This is a genomic window from Streptomyces sp. NBC_00989, from assembly GCF_045162655.1.
Classification (GTDB): domain Bacteria; phylum Actinomycetota; class Actinomycetes; order Streptomycetales; family Streptomycetaceae; genus Streptomyces.
The window spans coordinates 1,953,932-1,970,897 of record NZ_CP108728.1 but is presented as its reverse complement, the minus strand read 5'-3'; the positions used below and the strand labels follow the sequence as shown (position 1 = coordinate 1,970,897).

The following is a 16,966-nucleotide window of genomic DNA, read 5'->3' as shown; positions in this document are numbered from 1 at the left end:
GCACCGGTCACCCGGTTTTCACGGCGCCGAACTGGTCTCCAACTCCGCCGCGCGCCGCGGCAGTCCGGAGGTCAGGTCCTCCACGAGGAGCCGCTTGGCGATGGAGTCGACCGCGGCGCGCAGATCCGTGCCCGAGGGGCGGCCGATGTCCTTCTCCACCCGGTCCTCCAGCCAATCGCCCCACGCCTTGCCGATGACCTCGGCCTCGCGTTCGCCCGCCGCGGTGTGGGAGAGGAGGTAGCCGTCGCGGGTCAGATAGCCCTCCTCGACCATGCGGTCGAAGACGGGGAGGAGTACCTCCGGTGGCATGTGGCGGCGCGCGGCGATCAGGCCGAGGCTCGCGTGGCCGACCATCCGGCCGAACAGTTCGACCTGCATCACGGCCCAGGCGCCGGCGACGTCCAGCCGGGTGTCGGAGGCCGTGATGATCCGCCTGGCGGTGTCCAGGTCGGTACTGCCGATGACCTTGCCGACGGCCGCTTCGAGGAGCCGTTGCGAGTCCCCGCCGCGCGGTGACGCGAAGCCCTCGCCCATGTCGGTGGAGCCCATCCGCGCACTGTCGCGCAGCTGGACCTGCTTGAGGAACAGGGCGACGACGAAACCGATCACGGCGACCGGGACCGTCCACCGGAACACCGTGTGGATGGTGTCGGCGTACGCGTTGATGATCGGCGCGGCGGCGGCGTGCGGCAGTTTGTGCAGGCCCTCGGGGCTGGTCGCCGCCTTGGTGATGACGGCCGGGTTCAGCGCGCTGGTCCTCGCGGCCTCGGCGATCCCGTCCTTGAGGTTCGGCCCCAGGCTGTTGGCGTAGATCGTGCCGAAGACGGCGGTGCCGAACGAACTGCCCAGCGTACGGAAGAAGGTGACGCCGGAGGTCGCGGTGCCGAGGTCGGTGTACTCGACGGTGTTCTGCACGGCGATCGTCAGCACCTGCATGCACAGGCCGATGCCGGTGCCGAGCACGAACATGTACACCGACTCCAGGAACGCGCCGGTGCCCGGGCCCATAAGGGACATCAGATACAGCCCGACGCCCATCACCGCGGAGCCGATGATCGGGAAGATGCGGTACTGGCCGGTCTTGCTGACCACGTTGCCGCTGAAGACGGACGCGATCAGCAGCCCGATCACCATGGGCAGCGTCCGCACACCGGAGATGGTGGCCGAGTCGCCGTCGACGTACTGCAGATAGGTCGGCAGATACGTCAGGGCGCCGAGCATCGCGAAACCGACGATGAAGCTGAGGATCGAGCAGACCGCGAACACCGGGTTCGTGAACAGCCGCATGGGCAGCATGGGTTGCTCGGCCCGGGTCTCCACCCAGCAGAACAGGCCGAGTGCGATCACACCGCCCACGAACAGGCCGATGATGGTCGCCGAACCCCACGCGTACTCGTTGCCGCCCCAACTCGTCGCCAGGATCAGGGAGCTGGCGCCGATCGCGACGAGTGCGATGCCCAGGTAGTCGATGACGGGCCGCATCGCCGACTTGACCACGGGGATGGTGCGGGCCGCCGCGATGACGACGACGATCGCGATGGGGACGTTGACGTAGAACGCCCAGCGCCAGGTGAGGTGGTCGGTGAACAGGCCGCCCAGGAGCGGTCCGATGACCGTGGCCACGCCGAACACCGCGCCGATCGCGCCCTGGTACTTGCCGCGTTCCCGCAGCGGGATGACGTCGGCGATCAGCGCCATCGCCGTCACCATCAGACCGCCCGCGCCGATGCCCTGCACGGCCCGCCAGGCGATCAGCAGCGTCATGTTGGTGGAGAAGCCGCACAGGAACGAGCCCGAGATGAACACGATCGCCGAGACCTGGAAGACCACCTTGCGGCCGAACAGGTCACCGAACTTGCCGACCAGCACGGTCGCGACGGTCTCCGCGAGCAGATAGGCGGTGACCACCCACGACATGTGCTCGGCACCGCCCAGGTCCGACACGATGGTCGGAAGGGCCGTACCGACGATGGTCTGGTCGAGGGCCGCGAGCAGCATGCCCAGCATGATCGTCACGAAGACGACGTTGCGGCGGCGGGGGTCCAGCACGGGGGGCTGCTGCGCGGAAGGCAGCGCGGTTTCCTCGGCGACTGTCACGAGGTCACCCTCACACCACCGGCCCCCTCATGCATACGGGGCGGTCCAGTCGGGTGCCCCAGCCGCCAGCTCCAGCCTCCCCACCCCAGTCCCTGCCCGCTACTCGCCCTTCGGGTGCCGGCGCAGCAGATACGTGTCCATGATCCAGCCCTTGCGCTCACGGGCCTCCGCGCGCAGCCGCTCGATGCGCGGAGCGGCCTCGGCTATCGGACCGGAGGCGAGGATCTCGTCCGGGGTGCCCAGATAGGCGCCCCAGTAGATGTCGATGTCCTGGTCGGCGTACCGCCGGAACGCCTGGTGCGCGTCCAGCATCACGACCACGTCGTCCACCTCGTCCGGGAACCCCTCGGACAGCCGCCGCCCCGTGGTGATCTGCACCGGCCGGGCGACCCGGTTCAGCCCCGTGCGGTGCCGGGCGACGAGCGCCGAGACACTGCTGATGCCGGGCACGACGTCGTACTCGAACGCCACCGCACCCCGCTCCAGGATCTCCTCCAGGATGCCGAGCGTGCTGTCGTACAGCGAAGGATCGCCCCATACCAGGAACGCGCCGCTCTCGTCCTCGCCCAACTCCTCGACGATGAGCCGCTCGTAGATGTCCGCGCGGGCACTGCGCCAGTCCCCGACCGCAGGCGAGTACGCGGCACCCCCGGCCTTCCGGTCCCGCTCCGGGTCCCGCGCCTCGACCAGGCGGTACGTCCCCTCCGGTATGTGCGCGTCGAGCATGTCCCGGCGGAGCTGAGTGAGGTCGGACTTCACCTCACCCTTGTCGAGGATGAAGAACACGTCGGTGCTCCGCAGCACCCTGACCGCCTGGAGGGTCAGCTGCTCGGGGTCGCCCGCGCCGATACCGATGACATGAATCTTTCGCACACCCCCGAGTCTGCCCCACGCCACTGACAGCCCGTACACCGCACCGGCACGCTTCGCCACACACCGGGTGATTCGAATCCCTCGTCGGCTACGACGTCCCGCGCAGCCGAGGTGCCCGCGCCCGCGCGTCGACGCTCCCGCCGCCCCGCTCCACGTCGTCCGCGAGCCCCCGGGCCCACGCGGCGACCCCCACGAGATCCATCCCGTACGGCCGCTCCCGCCCCGGACGGGACGCCCACTCCTCGACGCCCCCGGCGCCGCGCCGCAGCAGCCGGGCCCCGCCGGTGGTGTTCCCCCGGGCCGCGTGCGTGAGGCCCACCGCGAGCTGGGCGAGCCCGCGCCACAGGGCACGCTCCTCGTCGGGACCCGACTTCCAGGCGTCCTCGAAGACCTCGTGCGCGTGGAAGGGTTTCCCCTCGTCGAGCAGCGCCTGCGCCTCGACGACGGTCACCTCCGGCGCCCGCACGACCCCCTCGGGCTGCCGTGCCACACCGTCCGCGTCGTACGGCAACGGCCGCCCGAGCCCGTCCCGCGGCCGGGCATTGCGCGCCCGCCCCTCGCCGTCCCGGTCCCGCGCGTCGGCCGTACCGTCTGAGGTCGTGTCGCTCATACGACGATTGTCCCCCGCCCGGCACCGGCTTCGGCGCACCCCCGGGCGTGGGGTAAAGTGCTGTTCGCGCGATCACACGGTTCTCCGTGGGAAGCGCACCGGGACGTGGCGCAGCTTGGTAGCGCACTTGACTGGGGGTCAAGGGGTCGCAGGTTCAAATCCTGTCGTCCCGACGGTGCGAAGGGTCTTCGCAGGCGAGAGCCTGTGGGGGCCCTTTTCGTATGGACCGAGGTTAACCCGGAACTCGCCGCCATCGAGCGGACGGCGCGGCACGCGGGCCCATGCGTCTGGTCGCGGCACAAGCGCGTGAACCGCCTGGCCGTGCGGCGGAAACGCGACCAGCTTCCTCTCTGCATGCGGACGCGTGAGATCGAGACCAACGGCGCCACGATCCACGTACGCGTCGGCGGACAGGGGCCGGTGGTCGTCCTGCTGCACGGCTTCGGCACGACGGGCGACATGTGGGGTCATCTGGCGAGCGCGCTCATCGAGGACCCCACCGTCATCGCGCCCGATCTGCGGGGGCTGGGCCTCTCCTCGAAGCCCGAGGGCGGCTACGACAAGAAGAACCAGGCGGCGGACGTGTGGGGTGTCCTGGACGCCCTGGGCGTGGGCTCGATCGAACTGGTCACGCACGACATCGGCATCATGGTCGGCTACGCGGCCGTCGCCACCCACCCCGAGCGCGTGAGCCGATGGGTGGCCATCGACGCGCCGCTGCCCGGCATCGGGCCCTGGGACCGGATCACACAGGACCCGACCATGTGGCACTTCGGCTTCGGCGGTCACGACATGGAGCGCCTGGTCGCCGGCCGCGAGCGCGTCTACCTCGACCGCTTCTGGAACGAACTCTCCGTGGTCCCGGAACGGTTCGACGGAGCGAAGCGCGAGCACTACGCGGCGCTCTACGCACGGCCCGGCGCCATGCGGGCGAGCTTCGCCCAGTTCCTGGCGTTCGGTCAGGACGCGGCCGACAACGAGAAGTTCCTCGCCCAGGGCAAGCTGCGGATGCCGGTCCTGGCCTTCGGCGGCGAGGCCACCTTCGGCCCCGGTATCGGCGAGGTGCTGCGGTGTGTCGCCGACGACGTCGAGGACGCGGTCATCCCGGACTGCGGGCACTGGATCACGGAGGAACAGCCGGAGGCGACGACCGACCTGGTCGTCGACTTCCTGCGCCGGGCGCGCTGAAGGTCCGGATCGGGGGTGTCGGTAGGAACACCCCCGATCCGGTCCTCAGGCCCAGGGACCGTGAGCGTCGCCGACGGCAGGATTCAAGGCGTACCGAATCCACCACACGGAACCTTCGGGGGACCCCATGAACGAAATGTCGGCCAGGCGTCTGGCGGGCGGTGCGGGCATCGCCGCCGCCGTCGCCCTCATCGTCGAAGTGCCCCTGTACTTCGTCTACTCGGGCCCGCCGCCGGACGCCAACGTGCTGGCCAGGCTGCTGATCGGGATCGTCGCGCTGGCGTTCCTGCTCGTGTTCGTGACCGCGTTCCGCGACCTGGTGAAGCGCGTGAATCCCGAGTACGAGTGGGCCGGTTCGATGGCCTTCACGGCGGGGCTCGTCTACACGACGATCACGCTGGTCTCCAGCGGACTGGAGGCCGGCGCGGTCATCGCCGCCGACCGTCCGATCGACCCGACGATCGACGTCAGCGGCACCTACATCCTCTACGGGTCGATCTCCCGGCTGATGCTGGCGTTCTTCCTGACCGCGCTGGGCTTCGCCGTCTCCCGCACGAAGCTGCTGCCGCGCTGGACCAGTAGGTCGGCCTACGTCCTGGCCGTGATCAACCTCGCCTTCGTGCCGTCCCTGTTCTTCGGGAACACCCCCGCGCACTTCTACGCGGCGAACGGCTGGGGCACCACCGCCCTGATGGGCGCGATCCTCAGCTACTGGCTGCTGGCCCTGGGAATCTCCACCTACCGCAGCGCGAAGGCACCCACGGCGGGGGCACTCACCTAGGTGTCCGGTGCGGGCCCGATACCCAGGGTGGGTATGGTGGCCCCATGGCCCGTCCCGAGCAGCCCGTAGGACCGCACCGTCGCGTGCGGTCCTACGGGCTGCTCGTGGCCGCCCTGCTGTTCGGCCTGCTCGGGATGCACGGGCTCGGGCCCGTTCCCATGGCCGAACACGCCATGGCGGTTACGACCGTGGCGACGGGCGAGACGGCGTCGACGCCGGATGCCTGCGATCACGGCTCGGGCGACTGCGGCAGCCACATGGAGCACGCCGACGCGACCTGCGCCTCCGCGTCCGTCGCCGGTGCCCCGGCCGTTGTTCCGGTGCTGCAACCCGATGTGGCGGCCTGCGCCGAAGTGCCCGACGGACGTACGTCCGCGGCGGGCAGCGGTCCCGACGGGGGCCGGGCCCCACCGACCCTCGCCGAACTCCAACTCCTGCGGATCTAGAGCGGCCCGCGCGACACGTCACCGTGCGCGCACCGGCATGCCCTGAACGGATCCACACACCAGGAGTTCCACCATGACCGCACAGCGCAGGTTCGTCCGTCGTACCGTTCTCGCCGTCACCGCCTCGGTGGCCGCCCTCACGCTCGCCGCGTGCGGCAGCGACGGCGACGGCAAGGCGAGCAGCGGTACCGCGACCGCGTCCGGTACCGCGGCCGCCGGCCACAACGCCGCGGACGTCTCCTTCTCGAAGGAGATGATCCAGCACCACCGCCAGGCCGTGGAGATGGCCGGACTGGCCGCAGGCCACGCCTCCTCGGCACAGGTCAAGAGCCTCGCCACGAAGATCGAGGGCGCCCAGGCCCCGGAGATCAAGACCATGTCCGGCTGGCTCACCTCGTGGGGCGAGCAGGTCCCCAAGGACATGTCCGGCATGGACTCCGGCATGAACCACGACATGTCGTCGTCCGCCACGCCCGGCATGATGAGCGACGCCGACATGGGCAAGCTGGAGAAGGCCTCCGGCGCCGACTTCGACACCATGTTCCTCACCATGATGGTTGACCACCACGAAGGCGCCGTCGACATGGCCAAGACCGAGAAGGCGGACGGCAGTTACGCCCCCGCCACCGAACTCGCGGCCGACGTGATCACGGCTCAGAGCGCCGAGATCGAGCAGATGAACAAGATGCTCGGCAAGAGCTGACACCACTGTCGATGAGGAGGGCGGGACCGGCCGGCCCCGCCCTCCTCATCGACTCAGGCCCCGTCAGCGGCTTCTCGCCGCCGCTTCTGCTCCTCGAACAGCCGTAGGAACTCCTTCGACTGTTCCTCCGCCACGCGGCGCTGTTCGGTCTCCTCCTCGTTCAGCACCCGGTACTCGTCGAACACGCCCTCCTCGCGGAGCTGCTTCTCCTGGACGGCGCTGGGGAGTTCGGGGTCGGGGTCGGAGGGGCGCGGGCCCTCGGGGCCGTCGGGGCCGACGCGCACGAGGCGTTCCACGCGGACGATGCGCGTGCGGCAGCCGTCGATCACGATCTCGTCGCAGCGTTCGGCGTCGATCCGGTCGGCCAGCCGCCCGTACTCCGCGCGTGTCTCCTCGTCGAGCTGTTCCATGACCGGCGCCATCACCCGCAGATAGGTGGTGAGCGTGTCCCGCGATCCCTGCGGGCTCGCTTTCGTCATCTGCGTCGGCGCCCAGTGGCCGTCGGTGAACTCGGCCGCCGTGAACTCGGCGGGCAGCAGCACACCCCCGGGATGCGTCTCCAGGGCGCGCAACGAGTCCTTCCGTACGGCGGAGGGAGCGGTGCCCGGGGCGTGGACCAGCGACAGGAGCTCCATGCGCAGGATGCCCTCGGACATCCCGGTCGGGGTGAAGGGGTCGATCACGAATCCCTTGGTACGGCCGCGGTACTCGTGACCGTGCCCCACCTTCGCCGGGTCGGGGTCGGACGGCCGGGGCGGCTCCGGTCCCGTCGGGCCCATCCGGATGAACTGGTCGCCCCGCACGATCCTGAACCGGCGCCCCAGCACCGTGAGTTCGTCCAGCGCCTCCCAGTCCAGCCGCTCCGCGTTGCGCAGCCACTCCTGCCGCGTCTCCGTGTCGCCCGCGTCCTCGGCGGCCCGCGCCCGTTCGCGGAACATCATGGCCATGGTGTCGCGGGTGCCCTGCGGGTAGGCGCTGGAGAAGAGGGAGATGATCTGCCAGCCACCGGTCTCCAGCTCCTCGGCCACCCCGAACACCGGGCCACCACCTCCGAGGACGTTCGGATACGCCTTGCGGGCCTGCCAGGCATCCACGTCCGCGAGGGCCGCCGCCGGGGCGTCCGGCTGGGCTTCCATCCTGATCATCCGGTATCCGGGAACCTGATCACCGTGCTCAGACATGCTTCCAGCATGCCCGGAGCAGGGGACAGCACGCGACGAATCAACGCAACCGGCACACCAGTTGGGCTCGCGGAGCACAGGTTCTGGCCAAGCGTCTCGCGCTCCGGAGTGATAGACGTCGGACATGAACAACTCGATCGTCCCCTCCCGTCCGGCCGGTGTCCGATGACCGCGGGCGCCGACACCCCCGACCGCCGGGGCCGCACCCGCCTGGACCGCACCGGCCTCGACCTGACCGGCAACCCGCGCGTCAAGGTCCGCGACGTGACACTGCTGTCCAGCCACTGGTACGTCGAGCGGACCACCACCTTCGACTTCCGGCACGGCGACGGCACCTGGACCACCCAGGAGCGCGAGACCCACGACCGCGGCAACGGCGCGACCCTCCTCCTCTACGACGCCGAACGCGAAATGGTCCTGCTCACCCGCCAGTTCCGCTTCCCCGTGTACGTCAACGGCCACCCCGACGGCATGCTCGTCGAGACCCCGGGCGGACTCCTCGACGACGAGGACGAACACCCGGAGGAGGCCGTACGGCGCGAGGTGGTGGAGGAGACCGGGCACACCGTCGGCGAGGTGGAGCACGTCTTCGACGTCTACATGAGCCCCGGCTCGGTCACCGAACGCATCGGTTTCTACGCCGCCTCCTACGGCCCCTCCACCCGCACCCACGAGGGCGGCGGCCTCCAGGAGGAGGGCGAGGACATCGAGATCCTCGAACTGCCCTTCCGCAGAGCCCTGGAGATGATCCGCACCGGGGAGATCGCCGACGCCAAGACCATCATGCTGCTCCAATGGGCCGCGCTGGACGGGCCGTTCGCCAAGTAGCCGTCCAGGGCCTTGACTTGAAGTGCGCTTCAAGAGGAAGACTCCCGTTCGCGCCCGGAGGACCGGGCGCGAACGGGAGGGACCACCATGAAGTACCGCACGATAGGCGCCGATCCGGACCGTCGCCGTGAGGTGAGCGTGCTCGCGCTCGGCGCGATGCTGTTCGGCTCCCGCACCGACGAAGCGACCTGCTTCGCCGTACTCGACCGCTATGTCGAGGCCGGCGGCAACTTCATCGACACGTCCGACAACTACGCCTTCTGGCACGACGGAAGCCAGGGCGGCCAGAGCGAGAAGCTGCTCGGACGGTGGCGGCGCAGCCGCGGCGTCGGCGACGAGATCGTGATCGCCACCAAGCTCGGCGCCCGCCCGCTGGCACCCGGCACGAGCTACGTCGACAACCCGGAGGGCCTGTCCGCGAAGGTCATCCGCGAGTCGGCCGAGCGCAGCCGCGAACGCCTCGGCGTGGAGAAGCTCGATGTGCTGTACGCGCACATCGAGGACCACCGGGTTCCGCTACAGGAAACCGTCGAAGGATTCGCCGAGTTGGTCGCCGAGGGCACCGTCGGTCTCCTCGGCGTCAGCAACCATGCAGTCTGGCGTGTGGAACGGTCCCGCGCGCTCGCCGCCGCGGCCGGGCTGCCCGGCTACGACGTCCTCCAGTACCAGCACAGCTATCTGCGCCCCCGGACCGACGTACCGTCCGAGCTCTTCCCCGACGGCAGCCTCGGCAGCGCCGGCCCGGACCTCCTCGGCTATCTGCGCGCCGAGCCCGCCCTCACCCTGGTCGCCTACTCACCCCTGCTGGCCGGCGCCTACACCCGCGAGGACAAACCGCTGCCCGCCGACTACGACCACCCCGGCACCCCCGCCCGCCTCGCCGCACTGCGGGAGGTGGCGAAGGAGACCGGGGCGAGTGTCAACCAGGTAGTGCTGGCATGGCAGTTGGGCGGTCCGCTGCCGATCGTGCCGCTCGCGGGGGCGTCGTCGGTCGCTCAGTTGGCGGAGAACCTCGCGGCCGTGGAACTGGAGTTGACGGCGGAGCAGCGGCAACTCCTCGACTCCGCCCTGTAGTTCAGGGCCTGACCAGCAACTGGAAGTCGAACGCGTACCGCGACGCCCGGTAGATGTGCGTTCCGTACTCGACCGCCCGCCCCGTGTCGTCGTACGCCGTGCGCTGCATGGTGAGCAGGGCCGCGCCCTCCTTCTCGTCGAGGCGCGTTGCCTCCGCCGGGGTGGCCGAGCGGGCGCCTATCGTCTGGCGGGCGCTGTGCAGGGTGATGCCGGCGGTGCGCAGCATCCGGTACAGGCCCGTCGACTCCAGCCGGGCGGTGTCGAGTTGGAGCAGGTTCGACGGCAGGTAGTTGCAGAGGAACGCCACCGGCTGGCCGTGCGTGGAGCGCAGCCGTTCCAGGAGGGTCACCTCGCTGCCCTCCGGGACGCCGAGGGCGGCCGCGACATCCGCGGTCGCGGGCACGCCCTCGTTGCGCAGCACCACCGTGGTCGGACCCTGCCCGGCCGACTCCAGGTCGTCGTAGAGGCTGCTGAGTTCCAGCGGTCTCTTGACCTGGCTGTGCACCACCTGCGTGCCGACCCCGCGCCGCCGGACCAACAGGCCCTTGTCCACGAGGGACTGGATGGCCTGGCGGACGGTGGGGCGGGACAGGCCGAGGCGTACGGACAGGTCGATCTCGTTGCCCAGGAGGTTGCCCGGCGCCAGCGTCCCGTGCTCGATCGCCGCCTCCAGCTGCTGTGCGAGCTGGTAGTACAGCGGCACCGGACTGTTGCGGTCCAGGGCGAAATGCAGGGCATCGAGCGGGGACCCGTTCGCGGCACGCGCGTAGTCACCGGTCTTCGCCACAGGGGCACCTCCTCACGGATCGTGACGGGTTGTCAGGAGTTGCTGGGGAAACCGAGGTTGATGCCACCGTCGGCCGGGTCGGGCCAGCGGGTGGTGATCACCTTGCCCTGGGTGTAGAAGGCGACGCCGTCGTTGCCGTAGACGTGGAGGTCCCCGAAGAGGGAGTCCTTCCAGCCTCCGAAGGAGTGGTAGCCGACGGGCACCGGGATCGGCACGTTCACGCCGACCATGCCTGCCTTGACCTCCATCTGGAAGCGGCGCGCGGCGCCGCCGTCCCGGGTGAAGATCGCGGTGCCGTTGCCCCAACGGGAGCTGTTGATCAGGGTGATGGCCTCGTCGTACGACTCCGCGCGGACGACGACCAGGACCGGGCCGAAGATCTCGTCCTTGTACGCGTCCGCCGTCAGCGGCACCTTGTCGAGGAGGGAGACGCCGAGGAAGAAGCCGTCCTCGTGGCCCTCGACCGAGAAGCCGGTGCCGTCGACGACGACCTCGGCTCCCTGCTCGGCGGCCGACGCGACGTAGGAGGCGACCTTGTCGCGGTGCTCGCGGGTGATGAGCGGGCCCATCTCGCTCGCCGGGTCGTTGCCGGGGCCGATGCGCAGCTTGCCGGCGCGCTCGGCGATCTTGGCGACCAGCTCGTCGCCGGTGTCGCCGACCGCGACCACGACGGAGACGGCCATGCAGCGCTCGCCGGCCGAACCGTAGGCCGCGTTGATCGCCTGGTCGGCCGCGAAGTCCAGGTCCGCGTCCGGCAGGACCAGCATGTGGTTCTTGGCGCCGCCGAGGGCCTGCACGCGCTTGCCGTGCTCGACTGCCTTGAGCTGGATGTACTTCGCGATCGGCGTCGAGCCGACGAAGGAGACGGCCTCGATGTCCGGGTGCTCCAGGATGCGGTCGACGGCCAGCTTGTCGCCCTGCACGACGTTCAGGACACCCTGCGGCAGGCCCGCCTCGGAGGCGAGTTCGGCCAGTCGGTAGGAGGCCGAGGGGTCCTTCTCGCTCGGCTTGAGGATGAAGGTGTTGCCGGTCGCGATGGCGATCGGGAACATCCACATCGGCACCATGGCCGGGAAGTTGAACGGCGTGATGCCCGCAACTACCCCCAACGGCTGGCGAATCGAGGCCACGTCCACGCGGGTCGAGACCTGCGTCGACAGTTCGCCCTTCAGCTGCACGCTGATGCCGCAGGCGAGTTCGACGATCTCCATGCCGCGCGCGACCTCGCCGAGCGCGTCCGAGTGCACCTTGCCGTGCTCGGCGGTGATCAGCTCGGCGATCTCGTCGCGGTGCGCGTCCAGCAGCTCGCGGTACTTGAACAGGATCGCGGTGCGCTTGGCGAGCGAGGAGGTGCCCCAGCTCTCGAACGCGGCCTTCGCGGAGGCGACGGCGGTGTCCACCTCGTCGACGGTCGCGAAGCCGACCTGCTTCTCCTGAGCGCCGGTCGCCGGGTTGTACACGGGGCCGAAACGGCCCGAGGTGCTCTCGACGGGCTTGCCGTCGATCCAGTGGGTGATCGTCTTCATGGTGCACGTGCCTTTCGGGGGAGGGGAGTTCAGAGGTGACGGCGACGGTCGGCGACCTGGCGGTCGTACTCCTCGCGGGCCTGTACGGCGGACTCGCGCGAGGCGGTCTCGGCGACCGGCACGTCCCACCAGGCCTCGGCCGGGGGAGCGGTCGGGGTGGCGGTGTCGGTCTCGACGTAGACGCAGGTGGGCCGGTCGGAGGCGCGGGCCGTGGCGAGCGCCTCGCGCAGTTCGCGCACCGTCTTGGCGCGCAGGACGTCCATGCCGAGGCTGGCCGCGTTGGCGGCCAGGTCGACCGGGAGCGGGGCGCCGGAGAAGGTGCCGTCGGCCGCGCGGTAGCGGTACGCCGTGCCGAAGCGCTCACCGCCGACGGACTCGGAGAGGCCGCTGATGGAGGCGTAGCCGTGGTTCTGGATCAGGACCAGGTTGACGGGGAGGCCCTCCTGGACCGCCGTGACGATCTCGGTCGGCATCATCAGATACGTGCCGTCGCCGACCAGCGACCACACGGGGGTGTCGGGGGCGGCCTGCTGGACGCCGATGCCGGCCGGGATCTCGTAGCCCATGCAGGAGAAGCCGTATTCGAGGTGGTACTGGCGCGGCGAGCGCGCCCGCCACAGCTTGTGCAGGTCGCCGGGGAGTGAGCCGGCCGCGTTGATGACCACGTCGTCGTCGCCGACGACCGCGTCGAGAGCACCGAGGAGTTGGGTCTGGGTCGGTACGGCGTTCTCGTCGGGGGCGGTGAACGCGGTGTCGACGACCCGCTCCCAGCGCTCCTTGCCCTCGCGGTACTCGGCCTCGTAAACCGAGTTCACACGGTGATCGGCGAGTGCCTCGGTCAACGCGGTGAGTCCCGCCCTCGCGTCGCACACCAGGGTGCGCGCCGCGAGCTTGTGGGCGTCGAACGCGGTGATGTTGAGGTTGACGAACCGCACGTCCGGGTTCTGGAAGAGCGTGTTCGACGCCGTCGTGAAGTCCGTGTAGCGGGTGCCGACACCGATCACCAGGTCCGCGGTGCGCGCGATGTCGTCGCTGACCGCCGTGCCGGTGTGGCCGATGCCGCCCAGGTCGGCCGGGTGGTCGTAGCGGAGCGAGCCCTTGCCCGCCTGGGTGGAGGCGACCGGGATGCCGGTGGCGTCCACCAGCGCCTTCAGCGCCTCCTCGGCGCGGCTGTGGTGGATACCGCCGCCCGCGACGATCACCGGGCGCTCGGCGGAACGGATGGCCTCGACGGCCTCCGCCAGCTCGAACGGATCGGCAGTCGGACGCCGTACGTGCCACACGCGGTCGGCGAAGAACTCCTCCGGCCAGTCGTAGGCCTCGGCCTGAACGTCCTGCGGGAGAGCGAGAGTTACCGCTCCCGTCTCGACCGGGTCGGCCAGGACGCGCATCGCGTTGAGCGCGGCCGGGATCAGGGCCTCGGGGCGCATGACGCGGTCGAAGTAGCGGGAGACCGGGCGCAGCGTGTCGTTGACCGACAGGTCGCCTTCGACCGGGTGCTCCAGCTGCTGGAGCAGCGGGTCGGCGGCGCGGGTCGCGAAGTAGTCGCCGGGGAGGAGCAGGACCGGCAGGCGGTTGATGGTGGCGAGCGCGGCGCCCGTGACCAGGTTGGTGGCGCCCGGTCCGATCGACGTCGTGACCGCCTGCGCGGAGAGGCGGTCCAGCTGGCGGGCATAGCCAACTGCCGCGTGCACCATGGCCTGTTCGTTGCGGCCCTGGTGGAACGGCATCGTGTCCTCGCCGGCTTCGAGCAGCGCCTGGCCGAGTCCGGCAACGTTGCCATGGCCGAAGATGCCCCAGGTGCCGGCGATCAGCCGGTGCCGAACGCCGTCGCGCTCGGTGTACTGGACCGACAGGAACTGCACCAGGGCCTGGGCGACGGTCAGGCGGCGGGTGGGGGTGCTCATCAGGACTTCTCCGGTGCCGTGTAGAGGGGGAGACGGGGGTCGACGGGCTGCTCGGGCCACGTGCCGCGGACCCAGGCGTGATCGGGGTGGTCGCAGATCAGCCAGGAGCGGTCGTCCTCGGGACCCGCCATGACGTTGAGGTAGTACATGTGGTGACCGGGCACTGCCATGGAGGGCCCGTGCCAGCCGTCCGGGATCAACACCACGTCCCCGCCCCGGACTTCGGCCAGGACATCCGTGTTGCGGCCCTGCCCGGACGGGGAGACCCGCTGGTAGCCGAGTCCGGGGGTGCCCTCGTGGTCGGCGAACTCGAAGTAGTAGACCTCTTCGAGGACGGACTCCTCGCCGGGCCGGTGCTGGTCGTGCTTGTGCGGCGGGAACGAGGACCAGTTCCCGCCGGGCGTGATCACCTCTACGGCGATGAGCTTGTCGCACTCGAAGACGCCGGCCGCGCCGAAGTTGTTGACCTGGCGGCTGCTGTTGCCGGTGCCGCGCAGCTCCACCGGCACCGACGAGGCCGGGCCGTAGCGGGCGGGCAGCCGGCGGGTGCAGCGGGCGCCGGTCAGCGCGAAGCGGCCACCGCCGGGCGACAGGATCGTCGTACGGGAATCGCGGGGCACGTACGCGAAGTCGCTCACGGCGGTGAACACGCTCTCGCGGCCGTGGAGTTCGAAGGTGTCGTGGCCGAAGTCGTCGGCCGCGGAGACCGTGCAGCCGCCGGCGAGCGGGACGACGATCCACTCGCTGTCGTCGGTGTCGAATGTGTGGACGCCGCCCGGCGGCAGCTCCAGGACCCGCAGGCTGGAGTAGCCCCAGGCCGCCGACTCGGGGGTGACGTCCACGACGTAGGGGCCGCCGAGGGCCTTGCCTGCGGGAAGGTGGTACGCGCTCGTCATGGTGTGCCTCCGGTTCACAACAGACCCACGGCGGTGTCCACCGCCGCCTCCACGCCGCCGTCGGCGGGGTACAGCAGGGATCGGCCCACGACCAGGCCCTGGACGGTGGGCAGGCGCAGCGTCTTGCGCCACTTCTCGTACGCGCCCTCCTGGTCGTCGCCGACCTCGCCGCCGAGCAGGACGACGGGCAGTGTCGACGCCTCCAGGACCTCGGCCATGTCGTCCGGGTCGTCGGTGACGGGCAGTTTCAGCCAGGTGTAGGCGGAGGTGCCGCCCAGGCCCGAGGAGATCGCGATCGAGCGCGTCACGGCCTCCGCGGACAGGTCGTTGCGGACCTTGCCGTCGACGCGGCGGGAGATGAACGGCTCGACGAACAAGGGGAGTTGGTGCGCGGCCATGTCGTCGATGGCGCGTGCCGTCGACTCCAGCGTGGTGAGGGAGCCCGGGTCGTCGTAGTCGATGCGGAGCAGGAGTTTGCCCGCGTCGAAGCGGAGCCGGGCGATGTCCTCGGCACGGTGTCCGGTGAACCGGTCGTCCATCTCGAAGGCGGCGCCGGACAGGCCGCCGCGGTTCATCGAGCCCATCACGACCTTGCCGTCGAGGACCCCGAGCAGGAGCAGGTCCTCGAGTATGTCGGCGGTGGCGAGCACCCCGTCGACACCGGGCCGGGACAGCGCGACGCACAGGCGTTCCAGCAGGTCGGCGCGGTTCGCCATGGCCATGCGGCGGTCGCCGACGCCCAGGGCGCCGCGCGCGGGGTGGTCGGCGGCCACGATCATCAGGCGGCCGCTGTCGCCCAGCAGCGGGCGGCGCACCCGGCGGGCGGCCGCCTCGGCGACGGCCTCCGGGTGCCGGGCTCTGACCGTGACCAGGTCGGCGATGCTGATGCTCAAGAGAAGCTCCGTTCAGGAAAGGCTCGGGCGGTCACGTGGGTCAGCCGTCCACACGTGCGCCGGCGAGGAGGTCCTCGACCTCGGACTCGGTGGGCATCGCGGTGGAGCAGGCGAGACGGGAGGCGACGAGGGCGCCGGCCGCGTTGGCGAACCGCATGGACCGTTCCAGGTCCCAGCCGGCCAGCAGCCCGTGGCACAGCGAACCGCCGAACGCGTCGCCCGCGCCGAGGCCGTTCAGCACCTCGACCGGGACCGGCGGCACCTCGGCGGTCGTGCCGTCGCGGTGCACGGCCAGGACGCCCTTGGGGCCCTGCTTGACGACGGCCAGCTCCACGCCCGCGTCCAGCAGCGCCTGGGCGCAGGCACGGGGCTCGCGGACGCCGGTGGCGACCTCGCACTCGTCGAGGTTGCCCACCGCGACCGTCGCGTGGCGCAGGGCCTCCGCGTAGTACGGGCGGGCCTCCTCCGGGTCCTTCCAGAACATGGGGCGCCAGTCGAGGTCGAAGACCGTGGTGCCCGCCTTGTCGCGCGCCTTGAGGGCGGCGAGCGTGGCGGAGCGGCTCGGCTCCTCGCTCAGACCGGTGCCGGTGATCCAGAAGACGCGGGCCTGGCGGATCGCGAAGTAGTCCAGCTCCTCCGTGCGGATCTCCAGGTCGGGCGCCTTGGGCTGCCGGTAGAAGTACAGCGGGAAGTCGTCCGGAGGGAAGATCTCGCAGAACGTGACCGGGGTCGGGTACTCCGCGACGGGCGTGACCCAGCGGTCGTCGACCCCGAAATCCTTGAGGGCCTCGTGCAGATACGTCCCGAAGGGGTCGTCGCCGGTGCGGGTGATCACCGCGGTGCTGCGGCCGAGCCGGGCGGCGGCGACCGCCACATTGCTCGCCGAACCTCCGAGGAACTTGCCGAACGTCTCCACACGGGCCAGCGGTACGCCAGACTGCAACGGGTAGAGATCGACCCCGATGCGGCCCATGGTGATCAGATCGAAGGACTGGGCTGACTCGGCCATGCGCGACACTCCTCTGAGCTGCTGGGGGTGGGCGGGTCCAGAGGCCTGCCGCCTCCCAGGTGTAGGTCTCGGAGGGGCTCCCTGTCAATAGTTTGTACTTACATTCGGACCTGCTCGTGAAATGATGTCTTAACAAAGTATTGACAGCGGACGCGACCGGGGATTTG

The 16,966-nt window shown here is 70.3% G+C and carries 16 protein-coding genes and 1 tRNA gene; 7 read left to right on the top strand and 10 right to left on the bottom strand.

The annotated features are described in order from the left end of the window. Nucleotides 1-18 precede the first annotated feature (18 nt). From OG714_RS08545 to OG714_RS08535, 3 genes are all read right to left on the bottom strand, one after another. A complete protein-coding gene (locus OG714_RS08545) occupies nucleotides 19-2,097 on the bottom strand; it encodes an MDR family MFS transporter (protein ID WP_406119704.1) in 2,079 nt (692 codons plus the stop codon). Between the two features lie 99 nt (nucleotides 2,098-2,196). Next, nucleotides 2,197-2,970, bottom strand: coding sequence for a precorrin-6A synthase (deacetylating) (gene cobF, locus OG714_RS08540; RefSeq protein ID WP_406119702.1), 774 nt, complete (start codon nucleotides 2,968-2,970; stop codon nucleotides 2,197-2,199). An 88-nt stretch (nucleotides 2,971-3,058) separates the two neighbouring features. After that, nucleotides 3,059-3,580 carry a DUF309 domain-containing protein gene (locus OG714_RS08535; protein WP_406119701.1) on the bottom strand — a complete coding sequence of 174 codons (522 nt, stop codon included), beginning with the start codon at nucleotides 3,578-3,580 and terminating at the stop codon, nucleotides 3,059-3,061. 99 nt (nucleotides 3,581-3,679) lie between these two features. Between OG714_RS08535 and OG714_RS08530 the strand changes: the two genes are divergently transcribed. The 5 genes from OG714_RS08530 (at nucleotide 3,680) to OG714_RS08510 (ending at nucleotide 6,698) form a co-directional block, all read left to right on the top strand. Further along, nucleotides 3,680-3,753: transfer RNA gene (locus tag OG714_RS08530), tRNA-Pro, on the top strand. 181 nt (nucleotides 3,754-3,934) lie between these two features. After that, nucleotides 3,935-4,768 carry an alpha/beta fold hydrolase gene (locus OG714_RS08525; RefSeq protein ID WP_406119699.1) on the top strand — a complete coding sequence of 278 codons (834 nt, stop codon included), beginning with the start codon at nucleotides 3,935-3,937 and terminating at the stop codon, nucleotides 4,766-4,768. 127 nt (nucleotides 4,769-4,895) lie between these two features. Further along, on the top strand, nucleotides 4,896-5,549 hold the full coding sequence (locus OG714_RS08520) for a hypothetical protein (RefSeq protein ID WP_406119698.1): 654 nt from the start codon (nucleotides 4,896-4,898) through the stop codon (nucleotides 5,547-5,549). Nucleotides 5,550-5,593: 44 nt separating this feature from the next. Beyond that, nucleotides 5,594-5,995, top strand: a complete 402-nt coding sequence (locus OG714_RS08515) for a DUF6153 family protein (protein ID WP_406119697.1) — start codon at nucleotides 5,594-5,596, stop codon at nucleotides 5,993-5,995. A 73-nt stretch (nucleotides 5,996-6,068) separates the two neighbouring features. Beyond that, nucleotides 6,069-6,698, top strand: a complete 630-nt coding sequence (locus tag OG714_RS08510; protein WP_406119695.1) for a DUF305 domain-containing protein — start codon at nucleotides 6,069-6,071, stop codon at nucleotides 6,696-6,698. Nucleotides 6,699-6,751: 53 nt separating this feature from the next. Here OG714_RS08510 and OG714_RS08505 read toward each other — a convergent pair whose 3' ends face one another. Then, nucleotides 6,752-7,879: a DUF5954 family protein gene (locus OG714_RS08505; protein ID WP_406119693.1), complete on the bottom strand. Its 1,128-nt coding sequence runs from the start codon at nucleotides 7,877-7,879 to the stop codon at nucleotides 6,752-6,754. A 165-nt stretch (nucleotides 7,880-8,044) separates the two neighbouring features. Here OG714_RS08505 and OG714_RS08500 point away from each other — a divergent pair, with 165 nt between their 5' ends. Together OG714_RS08500 and OG714_RS08495 are read left to right on the top strand one after the other, a co-directional pair. Then, nucleotides 8,045-8,707, top strand: a complete 663-nt coding sequence (locus OG714_RS08500) for an NUDIX domain-containing protein (protein ID WP_406119691.1) — start codon at nucleotides 8,045-8,047, stop codon at nucleotides 8,705-8,707. Nucleotides 8,708-8,794: 87 nt separating this feature from the next. Beyond that, nucleotides 8,795-9,781: an aldo/keto reductase gene (locus OG714_RS08495; RefSeq protein ID WP_406119690.1), complete on the top strand. Its 987-nt coding sequence runs from the start codon at nucleotides 8,795-8,797 to the stop codon at nucleotides 9,779-9,781. A gap of 1 nt (nucleotide 9,782) precedes the next feature. Here the strand turns inward: OG714_RS08495 and OG714_RS08490 are convergent, their stop codons facing one another. The 6 genes from OG714_RS08490 to iolC are packed head-to-tail and all read right to left on the bottom strand — an operon-like array spanning nucleotide 9,783 to nucleotide 16,799. Continuing rightward, entirely contained in the window at nucleotides 9,783-10,568 is a 786-nt protein-coding gene (locus OG714_RS08490) for a GntR family transcriptional regulator (RefSeq protein ID WP_406119688.1), read from the bottom strand. Nucleotides 10,569-10,600: 32 nt separating this feature from the next. After that, complete coding sequence (locus OG714_RS08485; protein ID WP_406119687.1) at nucleotides 10,601-12,094, bottom strand: CoA-acylating methylmalonate-semialdehyde dehydrogenase; 1,494 nt, start codon at nucleotides 12,092-12,094, stop codon at nucleotides 10,601-10,603. A gap of 29 nt (nucleotides 12,095-12,123) precedes the next feature. Next, complete coding sequence (iolD, locus tag OG714_RS08480; RefSeq protein WP_406119686.1) at nucleotides 12,124-14,001, bottom strand: 3D-(3,5/4)-trihydroxycyclohexane-1,2-dione acylhydrolase (decyclizing); 1,878 nt, start codon at nucleotides 13,999-14,001, stop codon at nucleotides 12,124-12,126. Further along, on the bottom strand, nucleotides 14,001-14,897 hold the full coding sequence (iolB, locus tag OG714_RS08475) for a 5-deoxy-glucuronate isomerase (protein WP_406119684.1): 897 nt from the start codon (nucleotides 14,895-14,897) through the stop codon (nucleotides 14,001-14,003). Before iolB ends, iolD begins: the two co-directional genes overlap by 1 nt. 14 nt (nucleotides 14,898-14,911) lie before the next feature. Then, on the bottom strand, nucleotides 14,912-15,790 hold the full coding sequence (locus OG714_RS08470) for a deoxyribose-phosphate aldolase (RefSeq protein ID WP_406119683.1): 879 nt from the start codon (nucleotides 15,788-15,790) through the stop codon (nucleotides 14,912-14,914). A 40-nt stretch (nucleotides 15,791-15,830) separates the two neighbouring features. After that, entirely contained in the window at nucleotides 15,831-16,799 is a 969-nt protein-coding gene (gene iolC / locus OG714_RS08465; protein ID WP_406119681.1) for a 5-dehydro-2-deoxygluconokinase, read from the bottom strand. Between the last annotated feature and the right edge of the window lie 167 nt (nucleotides 16,800-16,966).